At 61.6% G+C, this 20,281-nt stretch carries 19 protein-coding genes; 11 read left to right on the top strand and 8 right to left on the bottom strand.

Annotated features, from left to right (window positions below; translation table 11 throughout):
• Positions 1–108: 108 nt before the first annotated feature.
• Positions 109–351 (bottom strand): hypothetical protein, encoded by a 243-nt coding sequence (locus O2N64_RS03220; RefSeq protein WP_271078850.1) that lies wholly within the window; start codon positions 349–351, stop codon positions 109–111.
• 248 nt (positions 352–599) lie between these two features.
• Here O2N64_RS03220 and polA point away from each other — a divergent pair, with 248 nt between their 5' ends.
• Positions 600–3,434, top strand: a complete 2,835-nt coding sequence (polA, locus tag O2N64_RS03225; RefSeq protein ID WP_271078851.1) for a DNA polymerase I — start codon at positions 600–602, stop codon at positions 3,432–3,434.
• A gap of 39 nt (positions 3,435–3,473) precedes the next feature.
• The gene (locus O2N64_RS03230) at positions 3,474–4,565 is read left to right on the top strand and encodes a mechanosensitive ion channel family protein (protein ID WP_271078852.1); all 1,092 of its coding nucleotides are present in this window, start codon (positions 3,474–3,476) and stop codon (positions 4,563–4,565) included.
• Here the strand turns inward: O2N64_RS03230 and O2N64_RS03235 are convergent.
• The gene (locus tag O2N64_RS03235; protein WP_271078853.1) at positions 4,562–6,868 is read right to left on the bottom strand and encodes a CDC48 family AAA ATPase; all 2,307 of its coding nucleotides are present in this window, start codon (positions 6,866–6,868) and stop codon (positions 4,562–4,564) included. The genes O2N64_RS03230 and O2N64_RS03235 overlap by 4 nt on opposite strands.
• Positions 6,869–7,295: 427 nt before the next feature.
• Between O2N64_RS03235 and O2N64_RS03240 the strand changes: the two genes are divergently transcribed.
• The 5 genes from O2N64_RS03240 to O2N64_RS03260 are packed head-to-tail and all read left to right on the top strand — an operon-like array spanning position 7,296 to position 10,651.
• Positions 7,296–8,015 carry a CoA transferase subunit A gene (locus tag O2N64_RS03240; RefSeq protein WP_271078854.1) on the top strand — a complete coding sequence of 240 codons (720 nt, stop codon included), beginning with the start codon at positions 7,296–7,298 and terminating at the stop codon, positions 8,013–8,015.
• A complete protein-coding gene (locus O2N64_RS03245; protein WP_271078855.1) occupies positions 7,996–8,853 on the top strand; it encodes a hypothetical protein in 858 nt (285 codons plus the stop codon). The genes O2N64_RS03240 and O2N64_RS03245 overlap by 20 nt, the downstream gene beginning before the upstream one ends.
• A 12-nt stretch (positions 8,854–8,865) precedes the next feature.
• A complete protein-coding gene (locus tag O2N64_RS03250; RefSeq protein WP_271078856.1) occupies positions 8,866–9,507 on the top strand; it encodes a CoA transferase subunit B in 642 nt (213 codons plus the stop codon).
• Positions 9,508–9,509: 2 nt separating this feature from the next.
• Positions 9,510–9,968, top strand: coding sequence for a hypothetical protein (locus tag O2N64_RS03255; protein ID WP_271078857.1), 459 nt, complete (start codon positions 9,510–9,512; stop codon positions 9,966–9,968).
• Positions 9,968–10,651: a glutathione S-transferase family protein gene (locus tag O2N64_RS03260; protein WP_271078858.1), complete on the top strand. Its 684-nt coding sequence runs from the start codon at positions 9,968–9,970 to the stop codon at positions 10,649–10,651. The genes O2N64_RS03255 and O2N64_RS03260 overlap by 1 nt, the downstream gene beginning before the upstream one ends.
• On the opposite strand, the gene O2N64_RS03265 is transcribed toward O2N64_RS03260, so the two are convergent.
• The 5 genes from O2N64_RS03265 to O2N64_RS03285 all read right to left on the bottom strand — a co-directional run bounded on the left by O2N64_RS03265 (position 10,626) and on the right by O2N64_RS03285 (position 15,984).
• The gene (locus O2N64_RS03265; RefSeq protein ID WP_271078859.1) at positions 10,626–11,528 is read right to left on the bottom strand and encodes a hypothetical protein; all 903 of its coding nucleotides are present in this window, start codon (positions 11,526–11,528) and stop codon (positions 10,626–10,628) included. The genes O2N64_RS03260 and O2N64_RS03265 overlap by 26 nt on opposite strands.
• Positions 11,529–11,700: 172 nt before the next feature.
• On the bottom strand, positions 11,701–12,420 hold the full coding sequence (locus tag O2N64_RS03270; RefSeq protein ID WP_271078860.1) for a CPBP family intramembrane glutamic endopeptidase, BDIM_20840 family: 720 nt from the start codon (positions 12,418–12,420) through the stop codon (positions 11,701–11,703).
• A gap of 61 nt (positions 12,421–12,481) precedes the next feature.
• A complete protein-coding gene (locus tag O2N64_RS03275; protein WP_271078861.1) occupies positions 12,482–13,984 on the bottom strand; it encodes an ABC transporter permease in 1,503 nt (500 codons plus the stop codon).
• Positions 13,981–14,907 (bottom strand): ABC transporter ATP-binding protein, encoded by a 927-nt coding sequence (locus tag O2N64_RS03280; RefSeq protein WP_271078862.1) that lies wholly within the window; start codon positions 14,905–14,907, stop codon positions 13,981–13,983. Before O2N64_RS03280 ends, O2N64_RS03275 begins: the two co-directional genes overlap by 4 nt.
• Before the next feature lie 96 nt (positions 14,908–15,003).
• Positions 15,004–15,984, bottom strand: coding sequence for an SRPBCC family protein (locus O2N64_RS03285; RefSeq protein ID WP_271078863.1), 981 nt, complete (start codon positions 15,982–15,984; stop codon positions 15,004–15,006).
• Positions 15,985–16,103: 119 nt separating this feature from the next.
• Here O2N64_RS03285 and O2N64_RS03290 point away from each other — a divergent pair, with 119 nt between their 5' ends.
• From O2N64_RS03290 to O2N64_RS03305, 4 genes are all read left to right on the top strand, one after another.
• The gene (locus tag O2N64_RS03290; protein WP_271078864.1) at positions 16,104–16,652 is read left to right on the top strand and encodes a GbsR/MarR family transcriptional regulator; all 549 of its coding nucleotides are present in this window, start codon (positions 16,104–16,106) and stop codon (positions 16,650–16,652) included.
• An 85-nt stretch (positions 16,653–16,737) separates the two neighbouring features.
• A complete protein-coding gene (locus O2N64_RS03295) occupies positions 16,738–17,205 on the top strand; it encodes a hypothetical protein (RefSeq protein ID WP_271078865.1) in 468 nt (155 codons plus the stop codon).
• Between the two features lie 46 nt (positions 17,206–17,251).
• Positions 17,252–17,632: a hypothetical protein gene (locus O2N64_RS03300; RefSeq protein ID WP_197920258.1), complete on the top strand. Its 381-nt coding sequence runs from the start codon at positions 17,252–17,254 to the stop codon at positions 17,630–17,632.
• 169 nt (positions 17,633–17,801) lie between these two features.
• Positions 17,802–19,073, top strand: coding sequence for a spinster family MFS transporter (locus O2N64_RS03305; protein ID WP_271078866.1), 1,272 nt, complete (start codon positions 17,802–17,804; stop codon positions 19,071–19,073).
• Here O2N64_RS03305 and O2N64_RS03310 read toward each other — a convergent pair.
• Complete coding sequence (locus tag O2N64_RS03310) at positions 19,048–20,268, bottom strand: DUF418 domain-containing protein (RefSeq protein ID WP_271078867.1); 1,221 nt, start codon at positions 20,266–20,268, stop codon at positions 19,048–19,050. The genes O2N64_RS03305 and O2N64_RS03310 overlap by 26 nt on opposite strands.
• Between the last annotated feature and the right edge of the window lie 13 nt (positions 20,269–20,281).

The following is a 20,281-nucleotide window of genomic DNA, read 5'->3' on the forward strand; positions in this document are numbered from 1 at the left end:
CAGACAGGCGAGCGGGTCTGCTGATTGCGCTCACCATCAGGCAAAGAAAAAGGCGTGGCCATCGCTGGCCACGCCTTTTCTTTTTCAGTCCGAAGACCGAAGCGAGGATTACTCAGCTTCGTTCATTTCTTCGACAACTTCAGCTTCCATTTCAGCTTCAGCATTGTCGGTAGCAGCGTCAACTTCAGCAGCCGTTTCAGCGACTTCGTCGCCAGCAGCTTCAGCGTTGGCTTCGGTGTCAGCCATTGCACCTTCTACGGTGTCTTCAGCGCTTTCCTCGGTAGCTTCCGAGCAAGCAGCGAGCGAGAGTGCAGCAGCCGAAGCAGCAGCAACGAGAGCAATCTTACGCATAGGTTTGAACCCCTTAATCTGCGAATAATTGAGAGAGGATTTGTCCTCATCCCAAGCCCACCATCCGGTCGGCTCACTGCCTAAATAAGGCCACATTTGGGCCTGCGCAAGCGAATTATGGCACAAATAGGGCGGAATTCCGGCGCAATTGGGGCGCTCCTACCCGTAAAACTGCCATTATCGCGGTAGTGGAAATATCGCCCCAATCCATGCTGACCGGGCCGATTTTGCGTGCTAGCAAGCCTGCCATGGCCGAAAAACAGCATCTCTACCTGGTCGATGGTTCGGCCTATATCTTCCGCGCATACCACCGCCTCCCCCCGCTCACCAATCCGGAGGGAACGCCCGTAGGCGCAGTTTACGGATATACGACCATGCTGTGGAAGCTGGCGCAGGATCTCGACGAGGCCGACGGGCCGACTCACCTCGCCGTGGTGCTCGACAAATCGAGCAAGAGCTTCCGCAACGATATCTATCCGGAATATAAAGCGAATCGCCCCGATCCGCCCGAAGACCTCGTCCCGCAATTCCCGCTGATTCGCGATGCCACCCGCGCTTTCTCCCTCCCCATGGTGGAAGAGCCCGATGTCGAGGCGGACGATATGATCGCATCATACGCCTATGCCGCGCAGGATGCCGGATGGGATGTGACCATCGTTTCCTCCGACAAGGACCTGATGCAGCTTGTCGGAGAGAAAGACGGCGCCAAAATCGACATGCTCGATACGATGAAGGATGCGCGCATCTATATCGACGAGGTGAAAGAGAAATTCGGGGTCGAGCCCGCTCTGGTAGGCGATGTCCTCGCGCTGATGGGCGATAGCGTCGATAATATTCCGGGCATTTACGGCATCGGTCCCAAGACCGCGTCCAAGCTGATCGGCGAAAACGGCTCGCTTGCCGCTGCGCTCGATTCCGCGCCCGACATGAAGAAATCGAAGCTCAAGGAACGTCTGCTCGAAGGGCGCGAGATGGCGGAGCTCAGCCGCGAGTTGGTGGAGCTGAAAAGCGATTGCCCGCTGCCCATCGCCATCGAGGATATGAAGCTTGACGGCATTCCGCCAGAACCTCTGGCCGAATTTCTCGAAACCCACGGCTTCAACTCGCTGCTCAAGCGGCTGGAGGCAGGCACGGGCAGCCCCGGCCGCACAACCAATCTCAACCCGGAAAAGGCCGATACCAAGGGTGATGAGGGCACGCCGGAAGGCAATATCCAGCCGCTACCCGCATGGCCCGATGTGGACCGCAGCGCCTACGCGACGGTGCAGACCGAAGACGCACTGAAGGAATGGATCGCGCGCGCTCGCGATTTGCGCGTCCTCGCCGTAGATACCGAGACCAGCAGCCTCGATGCGATTGCGGCGGATCTGGTTGGGGTCAGCCTCGCCCTAGGCCCGAACGATGCCTGCTATATCCCGCTGCGCCACGGCGGCAGCGACATGTTCGATGAGAAGCCCGATCAGGTCGATTTCGATACTGCCATCGCATTGCTGAAACCGCTGTTGGAGGACGATTCCGTCCTCAAGATCGGGCAGAATATCAAATACGATATCAACGTGCTCGCCCGCCACGGCATCGCGATGGGCCCCGTCGATGACACGATGATCATGAGCTTCGATCTCGATGCGGGCCGCTCGCAGGAAGGGATCGGCGGCGGTCACGGCATGGACGAACTGGCCGAACGCCACCTTGGCCACACCACGATGAAGTTCAAGGATGTGTGCGGCACCGGCAAGAAGGCGATCCCCTTCGGCGAAGTGCCGCTGGGCAAGGCCACCGAATATGCCGCCGAGGATGCCGATGTGACGTGGCGGCTCCACGCGCATCTCGCGCGTCGCATGCCCGATGAAGGTGCGACGCGGATTTACCAGCGCGTCGATCGCCCGTTGATCCCGGTGGTCGCGAAGATGGAGCGCGAAGGCATCAAGGTCGATCGCGCCGAGCTCTCGCGCCTTTCCGAAACCTTTGCTGAGACCATCGGGCGGCTGGAAAAGGAGATCCATAAGGACGCGGGCGAGGAATTCACCATCGGCAGCCCCAAACAGCTGGGCGAAGTGCTGTTCGACAAGCTCGGCTACAAGGGCGGGAAAAAGGGCAAGAGCGGCCAGTATTCGACCGACCAGAGCGTGCTGGAGCGCCTGTCAGGCGAAGGCCATGCGATTGCCGACAAGGTCCTCGAATATCGTCAGCTCTCCAAGCTCAAGAGCACCTATACCGATGCGCTGCAGGAAGCGATCAACGAGCGGACCGGGCGGGTGCATACAAGCTACAGTCTCGTGGGCGCGCAGACGGGTCGACTTTCCTCCACCGATCCCAATTTGCAGAACATTCCCATCCGTACCGAGATCGGGCGGCAGATCCGCAAGGCCTTCGTGCCCGAAAGCGGCAATGTCCTGCTTGCCGCCGACTACAGCCAGATCGAGCTGCGCCTTGCAGCCCACATGGCCGATGTGCCCGAACTGAAGGAGGCCTTCGAACAAGGCGAAGACATTCACTCGCGCACGGCGAAGGAAATGTATGGCGAAGTGGACCGCGACACCCGCGCCGCTGCCAAGACGATCAATTTCGCCATCCTCTACGGCATTTCGCGCTGGGGACTTGCGGGCAGGCTCGGCATCGAACCCGATGAGGCGCAGGAAAAAATCGACACCTATTTCCAGCGCTTCCCGGGCATCCAGTCCTACATCCACGCCACGCTCGAAAGCGTCCGGGCGAAGGGATATTCGGAGACTTTGTTCGGCCGCAAGACGTGGTTCCCGCGGATCAATTCCAAGAACCAGGCCGAGCGGCAGGGCAGCGAGCGCGCAGCAATCAACGCGCCGATACAGGGCACCAGCGCCGATATCATCAAGCGCGCCATGGCTCGCATGCTACCGGCGCTGGAGGCTGAAGGCTTGAACGATGTACGCATGCTGCTGCAGGTGCATGACGAACTGGTATTCGAATTGCCCGAAGGCGATGTCGAAAAGGCCACCCCGGTGATCGAACGCGTCATGGCCGAGGCGGCACAGCCCGCTGTTACGCTCGACGTGCCGCTCGGCATCGAAATCGGCACCGGCCCCAGCTGGGATGACGCGCATTAGGCTTGCATTGGCAGCACGCGCGGCGGAATAGGACTCTTGATGCTGACAGGCTTCGAACAACCCCAATGGGCGGTCGATACCGAACTCGCGATTGCCACCGCGATCGGGCTTGCCGTGCCAGTGGTGGCGGCCTTCATATTGCATTGGATCATCTTTGGCATCCTGCGGAAGATTACCGCGCGCACACCCTACCATCTGGACGATTCCATCGTGCAGTCCATGCGCAACCCAGTGCGCTGGGCGATGGTCGGTTTTGGTCTCTCCATCTCCGCCCATGTGGATACGCTGGTCGGCCAGGAATGGGATATCGCCGCGCGCTGGTTCACCCCGGTGCTGCTGGGGTGGGTCGCGTATAGCTTTGTCGGCGCGGTGGCCAAGGGGCTGCGGGAGGATGCAGAGCAGCGGTATGACGCGGTGTCGGTCCGCTCTCACACGACAAGAATCTCGATCTTCTCCCGTACTGCGAAGCTGACGATTATCATCATCGTTATCGCACTGGTGATGCTCAATATTCCGGGTGTGCGCGATGTCGGTGTGACGCTGATGGCGTCTGCCGGTCTTGCTGCGCTGGCGGTCGGCGCAGCAGCGCAACCGGCGCTTAAATCACTGATCGCGGGCCTGCAAATGGCCCTGACCCAGCCGCTCCGGCTCGGTGATCTGGTGAAAGTCGATGGCGAGGCGGGCCGTGTCGAGGAAATCCGCATGAGCTTTGTCACGGTGCGCACATGGGATGAGCGTGTGCTGGTCGTGCCGACCAGCCGCTTCCTCGACGACAGCTTTGAAAACTGGTCGCGTGTGAACGAGCAGTTGAGCGGCCCGGTGTATCTTCATCTCGATCCTATCGCCGATGTCGGCCCGATCCGTACCGAATTCGAGCGGTTCGTGGGCGCGCACGAGATGTGGGACGGGCGCATGTGCCAGCTGCTCATGACCGAAGCCTATCCGGAGAGCGTAGAGCTGCGTCTCGCCGTCAGCGCAGAAACGATCGCCAACCTATGGGTGCTGCGCTGCGCGGTGCGCGAACACATGCTGGAATGGCTGCGCGAAAACCAGGAAGTTGCGCTGATCCGCCACCGCCTTGAAGTGCCGGGAGGGCACGCCAAGGCGGGTGAAGCGGGCGGCCCGAACTAATGCTTTGAATCCCTCGTGCTCTCGACCATTCCGTCGGTGATGAAACCGATCGGTCTGACTTCGAGCGCACGCTTTTTCAGCTCGCCTTTCATCTTCTTGTATTCGGCTTCCATCTTGGCCGTCACCGTCGGGCGGCTGTCTTCCATGGCTTCGTCGAAATCGGCCTTGGTCACCGTTTCAGGCACACCATCGCTGCGGCGGATGGCCACAAGGCCGGCGCGGCGCGTCACGTCTTCCAGATCGGCACCGGTGAACCGCTCGGCCTTCTTGGCGATCGCGGCAAGATCGACATCGTCGGCCAGTGGCATGTTCTTGGTGTGGATCTTGAGAATGTGTTCGCGGCCGGGTGCATCGGGCGCGCCGACATAAACCAGCTCGTCGAAGCGTCCGGGGCGAAGCAGCGCCGGGTCGACGAGGACCGGGCGGTTGGTTGCGCCGATCACGACGATCGAGGAGAGTTCCTCCATCCCGTCCATCTCGGCGAGGATCGTGTTCACGACACGCGCCGTCACCTGCGGCTCGCCTGCGCCCGATCCACGGGCAGGAACAAGGCTGTCGATCTCGTCAATGAAGATCACGCAAGGTGCTACGGCGCGGGCGCGGGCGAACATTTTCGCGATCTGCTGCTCGCTCTCGCCATACCATTTGGAAAGCAGGTCGGAGCTTTTGATCGAGATGAAATTGGCCTCCGCCTCTTTCGCGACAGCCTTGGCGAGCAAGGTCTTGCCGGTGCCGGGAGGTCCGTAAAGGAGGAAGCCCTTGGCTGGCCGGATGCCGATTTTCTCAAACGCTGCGGGGTTCTTGAGCGGCAGCTCGACACCCTCTTTCAGCTTGTCGATAGCATCGTCCAGACCGCCGAGGTCTGTCCATCCCACGGTGGGGGCCTGCACCATCACTTCGCGCATGGCAGACGGCTGCACGCGCTTCAGCGCTTCGCGGAAGTCTTCCTTTTCGACGCATAATTCATCGAGCACATCGGCAGGGATTTCCTGCGCGTCGAGATCGATGCGCGGCATCATCCGCCGCACGGCTTCGATGGCGGCCTCTCGGGTGAGGGCCGCAAGGTCAGCGCCGACAAAGCCATGGGTCGAGCGGGCCAACTCGTGCAAGTCCACGCCTTCACCCAGCGGCATGCCGCGCGTGTGGATGGACAGGATTTCGCGGCGGCCGCTATCATCGGGCACACCGACGACGATTTCGCGATCGAAACGACCGGGGCGCCGCAGCGCCTCGTCAATCGCATCGGGCCGGTTGGTCGCGGCGATCACCACCAGATTGGTGCGCGCCTGCAATCCGTCCATCAGTGTGAGGAGCTGCGCAACAAGCCGCTTTTCCGCTTCACCCTGTGTGCGCTCACGCTTGGGCGTAATCGAATCGATCTCGTCGATGAAGATGATCGCGGGTTGGCTCTTCTCAGCCTCTTCAAACACTTCGCGCAGGCGCTTTTCGGATTCGCCATAGGCGCTGCCCATGATCTCGGGCCCGTTGATGGTGAAGAACTCGGCATCGGATTCGTTTGCCACGGCCTGTGCCAGACGCGTCTTGCCGGTTCCGGGCGGGCCATGCAGCAACACGCCCTTGGGCGGATCGACGCCGAGGCGCGTGAACAGTTCAGGATAGCGCAGCGGCAGTTCGACCATTTCGCGCAGCGCCTTGATGGTATCGTCCATCCCGCCGACGTCATCGTAGTTGATCATGCCGCGGGCATCGCGCGGTTCTTCAAATTCGGCGCGCAGCTCGACTTCGGTATTCTCGTCGATGTGGACGATGCCCTTGGGGCTGGTGGAGATGACCTGCAGGCGGATCTGCGTCAGCGCATAGGCGGGCGCGTTGAACATGCGACGCACTTCGGGCGGCACGTTCTGCACCGGCTGCTGGCCGTGGGTCGCGACCAGATCGCCAGCGGTCACGGGCTTGCGGAAGAAGACACGCTTCAGCGCTTCGGTCGGACCCTGCAGGCGCATTTCCTTGCGCGCGGGAGCGAACACGACGCGGGTGGCCGGCTTGCTATCCGCACGGCGCACGATGACATGTTCGCCAGAAGATGTTTCGGCATTGCCGCGCTGCAAACCATCGAGCCGGATGACATCGAGCGCTTCGTCTTCGTCATAGGCGGGCGCTGCAATTGCAACCGTGGCACGCTTGCCTTCGATTTCGACCACGTCGCCTTCGGTAATGCCGAGCGCCTGGAACGCGGTGCGAGGCATGCGGACGACGCCGCGTCCCGATTCTTCCTGCCGCGCCGCTGCGACTTGCAGCCTTACCGTATTCTCTTCGACCTTAGCTGCGTCTTCCTGCGCCATTCAGTGCGGACCTTCTTGCCGTTTGTTGTGTGTGGAGACCTAAGAAGCCCCCTTCCACATTGCAAACTGGCATGGCGCGCATTGGTGCCAGAAAAGAAAAAGGCCCGGTCGTTGCCGACCGGGCCATGGAAGTTTTGGGAGAGGATGCCTGAAAGGCAGGGAGACATATGCAAGCGGGGCCGTGATTCCGCAAGTGCGAAAAGGTCACCGCGTGTTGCATCGGATGCAACACGCGTCTTTAACGTTGTAATTGCTTAATAAATATACCGTCGCCCTGATTGACAAGCACTCACCACAAGGCTTTTTTGGCAAAGTTGAATGAATTTTCATGTTGCGACGCACCATTGCGCACTCGCGGGGTGACACAGCCAACATCACCCTCTATTCCCGCGCCATATAGCTGGATTTCGACAAAAGGATTGTTCGCATGCAGAAGCTCTTCCCCGATGCCGCCGCCGCTCTTGATGGATTGCTGCGCGATGACATGCTGATCGCCGCTGGCGGTTTTGGCCTGTGCGGTATTCCGGAGCGTTTGCTCGGCGCGATCCAGGATAGCGGGGTGAAGAACCTCACCTTCGCCAGCAACAATGCCGGCATCGACAATGAAGGCATCGGCAAGCTGCTGCGCACCAAGCAGGTTAACAAAATGATCAGCTCGTACGTCGGCGAGAACAAGGAGTTCGAGCGGCAATATCTGGCAGGCGAGCTGGAAGTCGAATTCTGCCCGCAAGGCACTCTGGCAGAGCGCATGCGCGCCGGCGGCGCTGGCATCCCCGGTTTCTACACCAAGACCGGCGTCGGCACGCAGGTCGCCGAGGGCAAGGAAGTGAAGCAGTTCGACACCGGCGATGGCCCGGAAGATTACATCCTTGAAAAGGGCATTTTCGCCGACCTCTCCATCGTGAAAGCGTGGAAGGCGGATGAGACGGGCAACCTCATGTTCCGCAAGACGGCGCGCAATTTCAACCAGCCCGCTGCCACTTGCGGCAAGGTCTGCGTCGTCGAAGTCGAAGAGGTCGTCAAAGCGGGCGAGCTCGATCCCGATAGCATCCACCTGCCCGGCGTCTTCGTGCAGCGCATGATTATCGGCGCACCCTACGACAAGAAGATCGAATTCACGACCACGCGTGAGCGCGCAGCCGCGTAAACCCGTGTCACCCGCCCGCGCCCTCTTACTGCTTGTCGCTGCTTTCAGCCTGCAGGGCTGCCTGCTGGTGGCGGCCGCCGTGCCTCTGGCGGCAGGCGGGGCGATTGCGGGAAATGCCGTTTTCGGAGAACGCACCGCGCAGGCGATTGCGGAGGGAACCGAAATCGATCCCGACACGATCGGTGAGCGAAGCTTTGGCGAATATGCCCTGCTGCCCACCGGCGTTCTGCCTGCACCTGTCTCCTCCGCGCCGATCAGCGGCAGTTACGCCGCTTTGCGCAGCTTCGTCAGCTCCGGCCTGATCGGGATGACGGTGGATGAGGCCGCGGGGGAGGCCGGCAGCGCGGACGCTGTGACCCGATCAGCACTGCTGGACGATCCAGCCGCACTGGAGCCTGTGCGCGCGCCATGCGATGCCGATATCCCGGTCGTCCTGATCGATCTCGATCCGGCGGACGGACTCATGCCGCTGCAAAACGCCGCCATTGCGAATTCATCGCTCGTGACCGTGGTCGAGGGATTCCGCCTCCAAGGCATCGCAATAGCCTGGATCACCGATCGCGAACCGACCGATGCTGCCGCCATTCGCCGTATCCTGCTCGAAAGCTATCTCGACCCCACGGGCCGCGATCCGCTGTTCGTCCAGCGCTATCCCGGTGAAACCAAGCAGGAACGCCGTCAGGCTCTGCTGGAAACGCATTGCGTTCTCGCCATCGCCGGAGACGAACGCGCCGATTTCGACGACCTCTACACCTACATTCGTGACCAATCCTTCGCCACCGGGCTGGAGCCCATGATTGGCGAAGGCTGGTTCCTAATCCCGACACCGCTGAACTGAAGGAAACCTCATATGCCCTGGACCCGTGATGAAATGGCCGCCCGCGCCGCGCAGGAGCTGGAAGACGGCTACTATGTGAACCTCGGCATCGGTATCCCGACGCTGGTCGCCAACCACATTCCGGAAGGCATGCAGGTCACGCTGCAGAGCGAGAACGGCATGCTCGGCATCGGCCCGTTCCCCTATCCGGACGAGGTGGATGCGGACCTGATCAACGCCGGCAAGCAGACCATCAGCGAACTGCCGCACAGCGCCTATTTCGACAGTGCGACCAGCTTTTCCATGATCCGCGGCGGGCATATCGACCTTACCGTGCTGGGTGCGATGGAAGTCGCCGAGAATGGCGATATCGCCAACTGGATGATCCCGGGTAAAATGGTGAAGGGCATGGGCGGCGCGATGGATCTGGTCGCGGGCGTGAAGAAAATCATCGTGGTGATGGAGCACACCAGCAAGCATGGTGACCCCAAATTCATCCCTGAATGCACCCTGCCGCTGACCGGCACCAATGTGGTCGACATGATCATTACCGACATGTGCGTATTCAAACGCGACGATCACGAAAGCCCGTTCAAACTGATCGAACTCGCCCCCGGCGTGACGGCTGAAGAGGTCGCGGAGAAAACGACGGCCTCTTACGAGGTTGCGCTTTAACGATGGCCCGAGTCGCGCGGAATGGCGGCACATCTTGGCTTGTCGCAGGCGGCTGGCTCTCGATAGCGGCTTCCGCGCTTCATATCGCCTGCATCATCGGCGGTGAGGAATGGTATCGATTCTTCGGCGCGGGAGAAGAGATCGCCATGGCCGCTGCGCGCGGTGAAATCTGGCCGCATCTGATCACATTGGCGATCGCCGCCATGCTTGGCGTATGGGGACTGTTTGCGTTTTCGGGCGCTGGTAAATTCCGGCGCCTCCCACTGTTGCGTACCGGACTAATCGCAATTTCGGCGATCTTTCTGCTGCGCGGACTGATGCTTGTGCCCCTGCACCTCTGGCGGCCTGAATTGACCGACGCTTTCACAGTCTGGTCCTCGCTGATCGTACTGGTTTATGGCATTGCGTATGCCGTGGGCACCTGGAAAGCATGGCCAGCCATTTCTGCAAGGACCGCCTGATGGCTTACACCCTCATCACCGCAAACCGGAATTACTCCAGCTGGAGCTTACGGCCGTGGGTGCTGATGAAGGCGCTGGGCATTCCCTTCGAGGATCGGATCGAACCATTCACGCAGGCCGTGAATTACGAAGCCTTCCGCGCCTTCTCGCCAACGGGTCAGGTGCCGGTGCTGTTGGACGGCGAGCGGACCGTGTGGGACTCGCTCGGCATCGTGCTCTATCTTGCTGAGCGGCGTGAGGGCGTCTGGCCCAAAGACGAAGACGCACGCGCTTTCGCCATGTCTGCGGTCACCGAAATGCATGGCGGCTTCTCCGCGCTGCGCAATCAGTGCCCGATGAATGTCGGCGTGCGCGTCAAAATGGCGCCGCACGATGCGGCCCTGCGCAAGGACGTGGCCCGGCTGACCGAGCTCTTCGGAGAAGGTCTCGACCGGTTCGGCGGCCCATGGCTGGCCGGACCCGATTTCACCGCCATGGACGCCTTTTACGCCCCCGTCGCCTTCCGCATCCGCACCCATGGACTGGACGTGGGCGGTGCGCAGACTTGGGTCGATGCGATCCTCGCCCACCCCGCCATGCAGCAATGGGAAACAGAGGCCCTCGCCGAAAGCTGGCGCGAGCCGAGCCATGAAACCGAAGTCGGCGCGAGCGGTGAGACTATCGAAGATTTCCGGAAGGGTTGAGGCGTTCCGCCAGATGCTCGCCCAAGGTAAAGGGCCGCGCCTCATATGCTGCGCGCCAATGGGGATCGAGGAAGTCTAGCATGTCAGCCTCCACCGATCCGTAAGCATAGAAAGTATTGCGTTTCCAGATGCCGATGCCCTGCCGCTCAATCGCCCGTATGGAATTGAGCATGCCGAGACGGCGTTCCTCCGCGGCCTGCGCGTAATCGCGATTCACGGCCCCGGCCTCTACAGCCAGCGCTCGCTCAGTCCAGCGGGCAACCCCTTCCTGGCCGGCCTGGAATTCGTAATACAACCAGTGCCGCGCACCCAGTCGCAGCTCTGCCTCCCGCCGCGCTGCGAGATACCGGAGGATGGCCGCGCGCCGCACATCCGCATCTGTGCTTTCAAGGTAGGCGACCGCCGCGCCCGCCATAGGCGCTAGCAATTCCGCTGTCTCCGGCTCGTCATAGGGAAAGGGATGGGTGAGCATCCAGCTGGCATCTGCCGTGCCTTCAGGCCGCAATTGTGCCGAGACCGCGTCCACCGCAGCAAGATACCCCGGCAGGCTGTTCTGGAAGGCGTGGAACATCTCGTGAGCCAGGGTCAGCTGCCAGTCGATCCCGCCATATTCCAGCCCCTCTGGGGTGCCGATCATAGCCACGGCCTCGTCGCCCAATTCGACAATTGCGGCATCGTCGAGATTATTTTCGAGCTGCCTCACCTGAACGCGGCATCCGGTGACTGCATCGCGCGGAGCCGGAGCGAATCCCTGTTGTGGCTGGCGGCAGAAGAGATATTCGCCATCGGGCGTCAACACCAAAGCGGACAGCGCATCGTCCGACCAGCCAGGCCAGATTGCGCTGCCATGCGCCCTGATCAGTGACCGCGTCTCCATGATTTCGTTTGTAGGCAGTGGCGAATATGCAGATGTTGTAGAACACGAAACGGTGAGCACGCTCGCGATCACGACTCCGTTCGTCAAGAAACCACGCATAGCCAAACCGCCGTGTGATGTTGCGTTTCGAGAATATCAGTGAAGCCCGCTGCCGTCCATCGGCTCGTTAAAGCTAAAGCAGCACCATGATGGTGTTGCCGAAGGAGTGCATCACCACCGGCAAGAGCAGGCTTCCTGTGCGCATCCGCACCCAGATCGCCAGCAGCGACGGCACGGCGGTTAGCGCGAAATAGATCGGGTCGAAGCCGAATGCCCCTTGCGAATAGCTGAAAGCATGTGCGAGCCCAAAGGCGATGCAGGCGAGCAGCGCGCCCCAGCTCCAGTCGATCCCCAGCCAGTGTGACCGGCCACGAAACGCCTCGAAGAAAGCGAGCAGCAGGATACCCCGATAGAGGGGCTCCTCCTCGAAACTCGGCATGGTCAGCTGGAAGGCAATCGTCTCTGCCGAAGCATCCTCATTGGGAAACACGAGCGCAAGCGTGAGGAAGAACAGGCAATACAGCAGAGCGACCGGCAGGGCGCTGTGCAGGCTGCCCGGTGCCTGCGCCAATGTCAGGCCTGATCGTTTCCAGCCAAATGCCGGGTGCGCGGCAATCGCGAGCGTTGCCAGCAGCGCCAGTGCCTTGCCCTGCCAATTCCATTCCAGGTCCGGAGCGATCCGCGGCAGGGTGCCGTAGAGATTGGTGAGCAGCGCATCGTTGATCAGGATCAGACCGCCCGCCATCAGCAGCCAGCGGATGGAAAAGTTCCGCCGATCCAGCAGGCCCAGTGCAATACCCGCACCGAGCAGGATGGCGATAATCGCCCCAATCGCAATCAAGCCGTCGGGCATCTATCCTCTTCCCTTCTGCAGTTGAGGATGCTGATCATGCTGCGGCTGAATATTGACCGAATTACCGCCCCGCTTCGCTCGACTTCAGCCAGCCGACCATGCGCTTCCACGTTGGCTTGCCATCGTTGAGCAGGCTCGCGCGGAAGAGGCGGCCGAGCAGGCGCAGCTCGATCCATACAAAGATCACCATCAGCACCATCGTGCCGATGATTTCCCATGTCGCAACGCCCGTCCCAAGTCGGGCGAGCATCGCAAACGGCGTATAGATCGGGATCCATGAGAGCACCTTCACCACCAGCTGATCGGGGCCGCTGATCGCCGCCTGCATCACAATCAGGACCGGGATCATGATGAGCAGGATGACCGGGGTGAGATAGCTTTGCGCATCCTGCATGCTCTCGCTCACCGCGCCGATGGCGAGGAACATCATGGCGAGCACGATGTAGCCAGTGACGAAGTAGAACAGCATCGCAAAGATCAGCAGCGGATCGTCCAGCGCCTCGAGCGAAGGCCGCAGCACATCCGCGGCGAAACCTTCAAAATAGAGCGCTCCGATCAGGCCCGTGCCGGCCCACACGACAATGATCATGAAGCCGACCGCGCCAAGACCCAGCAGCTTGCCCTGCATCAGCGCATCAGGCTTGATACAGGCGAGCACGCTTTCGACGAGCTTGTTGGACCGCTCTTCAACCACGCCCTGCAGCATCAGCGATCCGGTAGTGACCGCGGTGATGAGAAGCAGATAGACAAGGGCAATCGGCACCACCGATCGGGTCGCGACAACGCTGCGGCCAGCACCCGGAGGCGGCTCGATCACGGAGACCGGCGCCTGCAGTCCCTGAATGGCGAGCGCAGCATCGGGCGCTATACCCTGCGCTGCAAAGGCACCGTCCCGCAGGCTGCCGGAAAGCTCTTCACGGATGATACGGATCAGCCCGGTATTCGATCGGCCGTTGGTGAAAACGCGCGCTTCCGCGCCGGGTTCGCCGAAGTTTGCAGGGATTTGCAGCACCGCACCGAAGGGGAGCTCCCGGTCTTCGATATCAACGTCGCCTTCAAGCGCCGCGATCAGTTGCTCGTCCGGCTCCTCACCTGCCGCGGGCAAATTCAGTCCATCGGGGAAGGCGACCTGCTCGTAAGATCGATCATCGGGTTCGAATTCGGGTACGCCTTCCTCGCGGAAGGGTTCGAGAGCTTCGATGGCCGCTTCCGACCCGCCCATGTCGGCGAACCGCTGGATTTCGGCCGGTATCAGCCAGCTCTGGCGGCTCGCCCATGGCGCATCGGGAACCGCGTCCTGCAATTCCCAGCGTTCGACGTATTCGGCGAGGTCGCGCAGTTCGCTCGCCTGATAATCCAGTTCCAGCCGCGCGGTAATGCGCTCTTCATAGGCGTCGGTCTCGTCGACAATGCTGAATGCGACCGAGCGTTCGGGCGCGAGCTTGCTGCTGGCAAAGCCCGAAATGGCAAGCGCAACCGGCACGGCAGCAATCATGAACCAGAAGCCCTTGGTGCCAAGGACCTGGCGAATTTCGCGCATGGCGACAAGCATGACTTCTCTCATCGCTCGATCTCCTCATTGGCACCGACAAAGTGGATGAACACCTCATGCAGGCTGGGTGTCTGCACATCGAAACTGCGCAGGCCGAAACCGTTCGTGGTGCAATGTTCCAGCAGCTGCTCGGGCGTGACCCCGGCGCTCAGCCGAACGTCATATTGGGTCCAGCCATCCTCGGCTGCGCCAATGGCTTCGGCGTGATCGACCCCCGGCAGGGCCGTTGGTGCAGTCCTGCTGGCGAGTGCGAGGCGCGCAGGCAATGCGGCGCGCGCTTCATCCTGTGTGCCATCGAAAGCCTTTTTTCCGCGCGCCAGCATCAGCAGGCGATCGCACAGGCGCTCGGCATGCTGCATGACATGGGTGGAGAAGATCACCGTCGCGCCACCCTTTGCGGCATCGGCGATCAGGTCTTCGAGCATCTTCTGGTTCACTGGATCGAGGCCGGAAAACGGCTCATCGAGCATCAGCAGCTTGGGCGAGTTGACCAGCGCAGTCGCCACCTGCACCTTTTGCGCCATACCCTTGGAAAGTTTCTCGACCGGGGATTTGGCCCAATCGGCGAGTTCCAACCGTTCGAGCAGCGCCATGGCAGATTGTTTGGCGGGGCCCGGCTCCATCCGCTTCAGCCGCGCGAAATAGACAATCGTGTCGAGCACGCTCATCTTCTTGTAGAGCCCGCGCTCCTCGGGAAGGAAGCCGATGTCGCTCGCATTTTCGCGGCTGGGCGGGCTGCCGAGCACATCGATCCGGCCAGCAGTTGGGGTCAGAATATCGAGCGCCATGCGCAGCGAAGTCGTCTTCCCCGCGCCATTGCCGCCGAGGAATCCGAAGATCGTGCCTTCTGGGATCGAAAAGCTGAGATCGTCGACGGCTGTAAAATCACCAAAACGCTTGGTGACGCCGTCGAAAGCGAGTGCCGTGGCGGCCATGTGAGTGATGCTCCCGAAAGACCCCGGGCGCTAGCGACGCCCTAGCGCGGAGTTAACCCGCTCTGCGACCGGCTGACAAGCGCCAAGCGCCCGAAATTACCGGCCTTCCGCCTTTTGGCGGATCACTTCGAGCACATTGGCCTGGATATCGCCGAGGAACAGGTCGCCCCAGAGCGCGGCATATCCGTTGAAATGGGTCTGCGCGGCGTAGGTTGTATGGAGCCGCAGTAGGTGGCGGCCATCCGGCAAGGGCTCGAGCTCGTATCCCCCGCTTTGGATGCGCATGTAGGGGCCATCGGGCCGCAAATGCGGGTCGGTAATGTCCCAGCCGTCGCTTTGCGTAAAATCGAACTGCCAGCCGATATTGCGGCCCGGTTCCCAGCGATCGACTACTTCGTCGAAATACACGCCCCGGTCCCAACGCGCGTGGCGGCGTGCGCCGACCCCCTTGCCATCGAGCTGCGCAAAACGCGGACGCGGGATGCCGATGACGCTCTGGCTAATATTCCACTGCCCCGCATCCGGATCGACATGGCCCATGCCCTGCATCAGCGGCCAGATCTCTTCGGCAGGCGCATCGATCACGACCTCGTCGGTGACGGTGTAATGGGCAATCGGCGGAGTGAGCGTCGTTTCGACAAACAGTGCAATCATGGGCAGCACGAGCAGGCCATGCGCGGCGAAGGTATCGGCGACATTGTCCTCCCCGTTTTGGTCACGCAGCATCCAGGTGAACAGCGTGCCTGCCATCCCAAACAGGATCCAAAGCGGTGCCAGCATGGCGATGCACACCGCGCCTTCCTGCAATACGAACACAGAGACCAGCACCATGCCGGCCCCGCTCACGAGCGGGACGAGCGCATAGTAGCGGCGGCTGCGTGTGCCGAGCGGATCTCCGACATAGGCAATGAAGGCGCAGATCGCGGCTGGCTGTATAATCGTGAAGCTGACCGAGACCACGCCGCTGTCGGGCCGCGCCCACTCAACGAAGAAAAAGCAGCCTATCGCCCAAAGCGCTGCGATTCCGCAGGCCTTTGCAATTTGCCATCCGGCCGCCTTTGGCTTCGTATCTGTCATCGCGCGTCTCCGCCTGCCGCCGCGGTGCCCCTGGCCTGAGTGCTCGAGGGGCTTGACCGACTCGATTGGTTCCTTTATTTCAGTTTTTACAGAAATGAAAGAGAGATGAGAATAAACGCATGAAAGTGATCGACATCCCCGAAGCCCGCGCTTTCATCCTCCACTGGGGGGAAATGGGTAGCCATTGGGGCGTGAACCGGTCGGTCAGCCAGGTGCATGCACTGCTCTATCTCAGCGAAGAGCCGATGCATGCGGAGGAAATCTGCGAGACGCTCAGCCTCGCGCGCAGCAATGTCAGCACCGCGCTCAAGGAATTGCAGAGCTATGGCATCGTCACCCGCACCCATATCATCGGCGACAGGCGCGATCATTTCACCGCCGAGACCGATCTGTGGGACATGCTGATGAAGATCGTGATCGAGCGCAAGAAGCGCGAGATCGACCCGACCATCCAGACCCTGTCCGACCTCACCGACCAGATGGCCGCGCGCGATGATGTGCCCGAATATGTGCGCGAGCGGATCGGGCGGATGCACGATTTCATGGGCACGCTGTCAGGCTGGTACGACGATGTGCGCCGCCTGCCCAAATCCACTCTCGTCGCGCTGATGAAAATGGGCGGCAAAGTCGCCCGCTTCATCCCCGTCCGCAACCAGACGAAGCACTAGAGCCTCTTCGCAGGAGCAAGCCATGCAGACCACGCCAACACCTCCTCACGCCCCTGCATTTCGGAAATTACCGAAAGGACAGGATGTGCCGTCGCATCTCAAGGCGTTTGGCGTGGCAGTGGCTGCCGGGACGATGGCAGGTGGCGGGCCATGGCTCTTGCTCTCAATACCACTGGCGATTGATCGTCTTGGAACCATCGGTCTGCTGGATGCGATAAGAGTGATGCTTGCCCCGTTGCTTTTTGGAGCACCCTTTGCGTTGCTCGGCATGCTGACAGTCGGACTGGGCGCAACCCGATTACTGCATCACAACTCTCGTGAAAGCATGCTGTCCTACCTGGCAGCTGGCGTGATCGGAGGCGCGATTATCGCTCTGCTGTTCGTGCTCATTCTGAGCGGCGAACTCACCGAATACCCGCTTTTTGCGATTTTCAGCGTGCTGGGCGGCGCCGGTGCGAGCCTCACATGGGGGCGACATCGCATGCGGCTCAAGAGGCTACGCGAAAAAGCGCGAGCCGAGCCCGCCAATCCCATTCACGACCTGCTGTTTTGAATCCCCAGTCAACCAATCCCAAGCGGACTAACCAAGGAGAAGTCCCATGATCGAAGCCAGCTATTTCGCCTATCTCATCATCGCCATTGCCATGACCGGTTGGGTGGCGCGTACGCTCAGCGTCAATGGCGAGGTGTTCCTGGTCGATTGCTTCGGCCATGATGAAGTGCTGGCGCGCAGCACCAACCACTTGCTCGTCGTAGGCTTCTACCTCGTCAATATCGGCTTCATCCTGCTGACCATCAGCCTTGGCAGCGAGCCGACCACCTATGCCGAGGCCATCCGCTTCGTAGCCACCAAGGTCGGCCTTGCCGTGCTGGTGCTCGGCTGCTGGCACTTCTTCAACATGCGCGCGATTGCCCTTTACGGTCGCAAGGTCGGCCGCTGGGTGCGCGAGCAGAAGGGTGATCTCGCCCTCGCGGATTGAGGCACTGTCCTCGATTGCCCACCCCCGACCCCTCCCGCTTGCGGGAGGGGAGCGAGACTTGGCCCATCCCGGACTTGTTCCGAGGTGGGCTTAGTCGCAGCGGGGTGGGCTGGTTTAAAAAGGGCCAGAGCACCTTCCGCTCGGCTACTTTGCTGCTAGACCAGCTCCCATGAGAACCCGCCGCAATTCGCCATGGCTCGCGCTGGGCATCCTCGCTGCGATTGCGACGGTCGGCTTTATCGATCGCATTGTCGTCAATGTGCTGGTCGAGCCGATCAAGCAGGAATTCGGCCTCAGCGATACGCAAGTCTCCATGCTGACATGGGCCTTCGCGGCGCTGAATGTGCTCGGCGGATTTGTGACCGCGCGCTTTGCCGAACGGGTGCGGCGGCTCACTCTGATTGCAGGCGGGGTCACCATATGGTCGATGTTTACCGCTGCCTGCGGGCTGGCGGGGAGCTGGGTCCAGCTGCTCACCGCGCGCATGGGCGTAGGCCTTGGCGAAGCCATCGGACTGCCGCCCAACCAGTCGGTGATCTCCGATTATTTCCCCGCCAACAAGCGCGGCCTCGCGATCTCGATCCTGCTGCTTTCCCCGCCTCTGGGAGCCTTCATCGGCTTTGTCGGCGGCGGCTATGTCGCGCAGAATTTCGGGTGGGAAGCGACCTTCCTCGTCGCTGCCATTCCCGGCTTCGTGCTGGGCATCGCCGCCTATATCTTCGTGGGCGAACCTAGGCGCGGTCAATTCGATGCCGAGCAAGGCGATGACGTCCCGCCGATCAGCGCCTTTATCGAGCGGATCTGGTCTCTGCCGAGTGCGCGATACCTGATCCTCGGCAGCTTCATCGCGGCCGCGCTCAGCTATGCGCTCAACTTCTTTTTCGCATCGCTGCTGGTGCGCAAGTTCGATATGGGGCTGGCCGAAGCAGGGCTGTACACCGGCGTGCTGGCGAGCCTTCCCGCCGCGCTCTCCATTGTCGGCGCAGGCTGGCTGGGTGACCGGCTGGGAGAGCGCAATCCTGCGGCATACGCGCTGATACCCGGCGTCGGCCTCGCGATCGGCGGACCGCTCGGCGTGTTCGGTATTCTGCAGGGCGATCTCACCATCCTGCTGGTGTGCGTTGGCGGGTCGATTTTCTTCACGCTCAGCTATCTCGGGATCACTTTCGCCACCATCCAGAACTTGATGCACCCGCGCATGCGCGCGACTGCCTCGGCTACGCTCAATGGCATCTATACGCTCGCCGGCGGCGTCGGGCCGACGCTGATCGGGCTGCTGAGTGATGCCTTGAGCGAGGAGCATGGCGCGGGACAGGGCCTTGCCATTGCTATGGCCATTGGCGGCGCGGTCTATCTGCTGGCGGCGCTATTCTACTTCCTCGCCGCGCGCCATCTGCGCAGCGATACGGAGCGGGTCAGCGGCGCAAGGGCAGCAGTCTGAGCCCAGCAAGGCTGCGCCACAGCCACTCCGCCGGACCCTGCCGGAACCGCGCGAGCCAGAGCGGCGACCAGATCAGCATCAGCGTGACCGGCAGCAGCACCAGTGCCTCTGCCATGCCGCGCCCGATCTCTCCGTAAAGCCCCAGCCCGCATGCGTGGAACAGTGCGGCGAACACCACGCTGGTGGCGAGGTAATTGGTGAGCGCCATGCGCCCCGTCGCTGCCAGCCGCGTGGTCAGGCGCGCCCCGCTCCATCGCCCGCCGAACAGCGCCATTGCGGCGGCGGCATAGGCGACACCGAGCAGCAGGTCGAACGGCCCCGTAAAAGCGAAGAAAAGCGAAGCCATGACGATAGCATCGAAGCCCGAAGCGATCGCCCATGCCGCGAGTGCAACCAGAGGCGGCACGGAAACCAGCGCCAGCCGCTTCGCCAGACCCAAGGCCCGCGACGTTTCCCATTGCCCCGCCAGCATGCCGCTACGCCACAGGCCGAGGCCGACCAGCATCGCTGCGAGATTGGTGGGCACCTGCACGACTGCGGCAAACAGCATCGTTTCCAGCTCGCCGAGCCGTCGCGCAATCCGCTCGCCGAAACCTTCCTCCGACCGCTGCAGAAAGTCCGCCGTCGTCTCCGGATTAAACCCATAGGTCTGTTCCGCCGATGCCACGGATGCCGTGTCCGGATCGACAAGATAGAAAATCGCGAAGGCTCCGGCGACGAGCGTTTGCACCGTGACGATTACCCCCGCAGCAACAAGCAGGCGCCGTACAGGCCAGCCCAGCACAAAAGGCAGCAGACAGCCGGTGAGCGCGTAACTCCGCAGGATATCGTTCCCTGCGAGCAATATCGCGTGGAGCAAGCCGATCAGGAGCAAGACCGCCATGCGCGCATAGTGATCGCGCCGCGGGTGCGCGGTCGCCTTGTCCAGCAGGATCGCCACGCCAGCCCCGAACATCATCGCGAAGAGGGTGCGGAACTTGTCCTCGACCAACACAAAGGTGATCGCCCAGAGCACGGTTTCGAGCGGCCCGTCGCCGCCGCCCGCGCGCGGATTGATATAGGCGGCAGGCACCATCGACCAGGCGATGACATTCATCGGGATGATGCCGATCACCGCCACGCCGCGCAGCGCGTCGAGCGCTTCGATCCGCTTTTTCGCAGGAGCGGCGGTGAGCGAAGTGTCTTGCGTGCTCACCGCCCGTCTCGTG

It is taken from the genome of Aurantiacibacter sp. MUD61 (assembly GCF_027912455.1).
In the GTDB taxonomy this organism is placed as follows: Bacteria; Pseudomonadota; Alphaproteobacteria; order Sphingomonadales; family Sphingomonadaceae; genus Alteraurantiacibacter.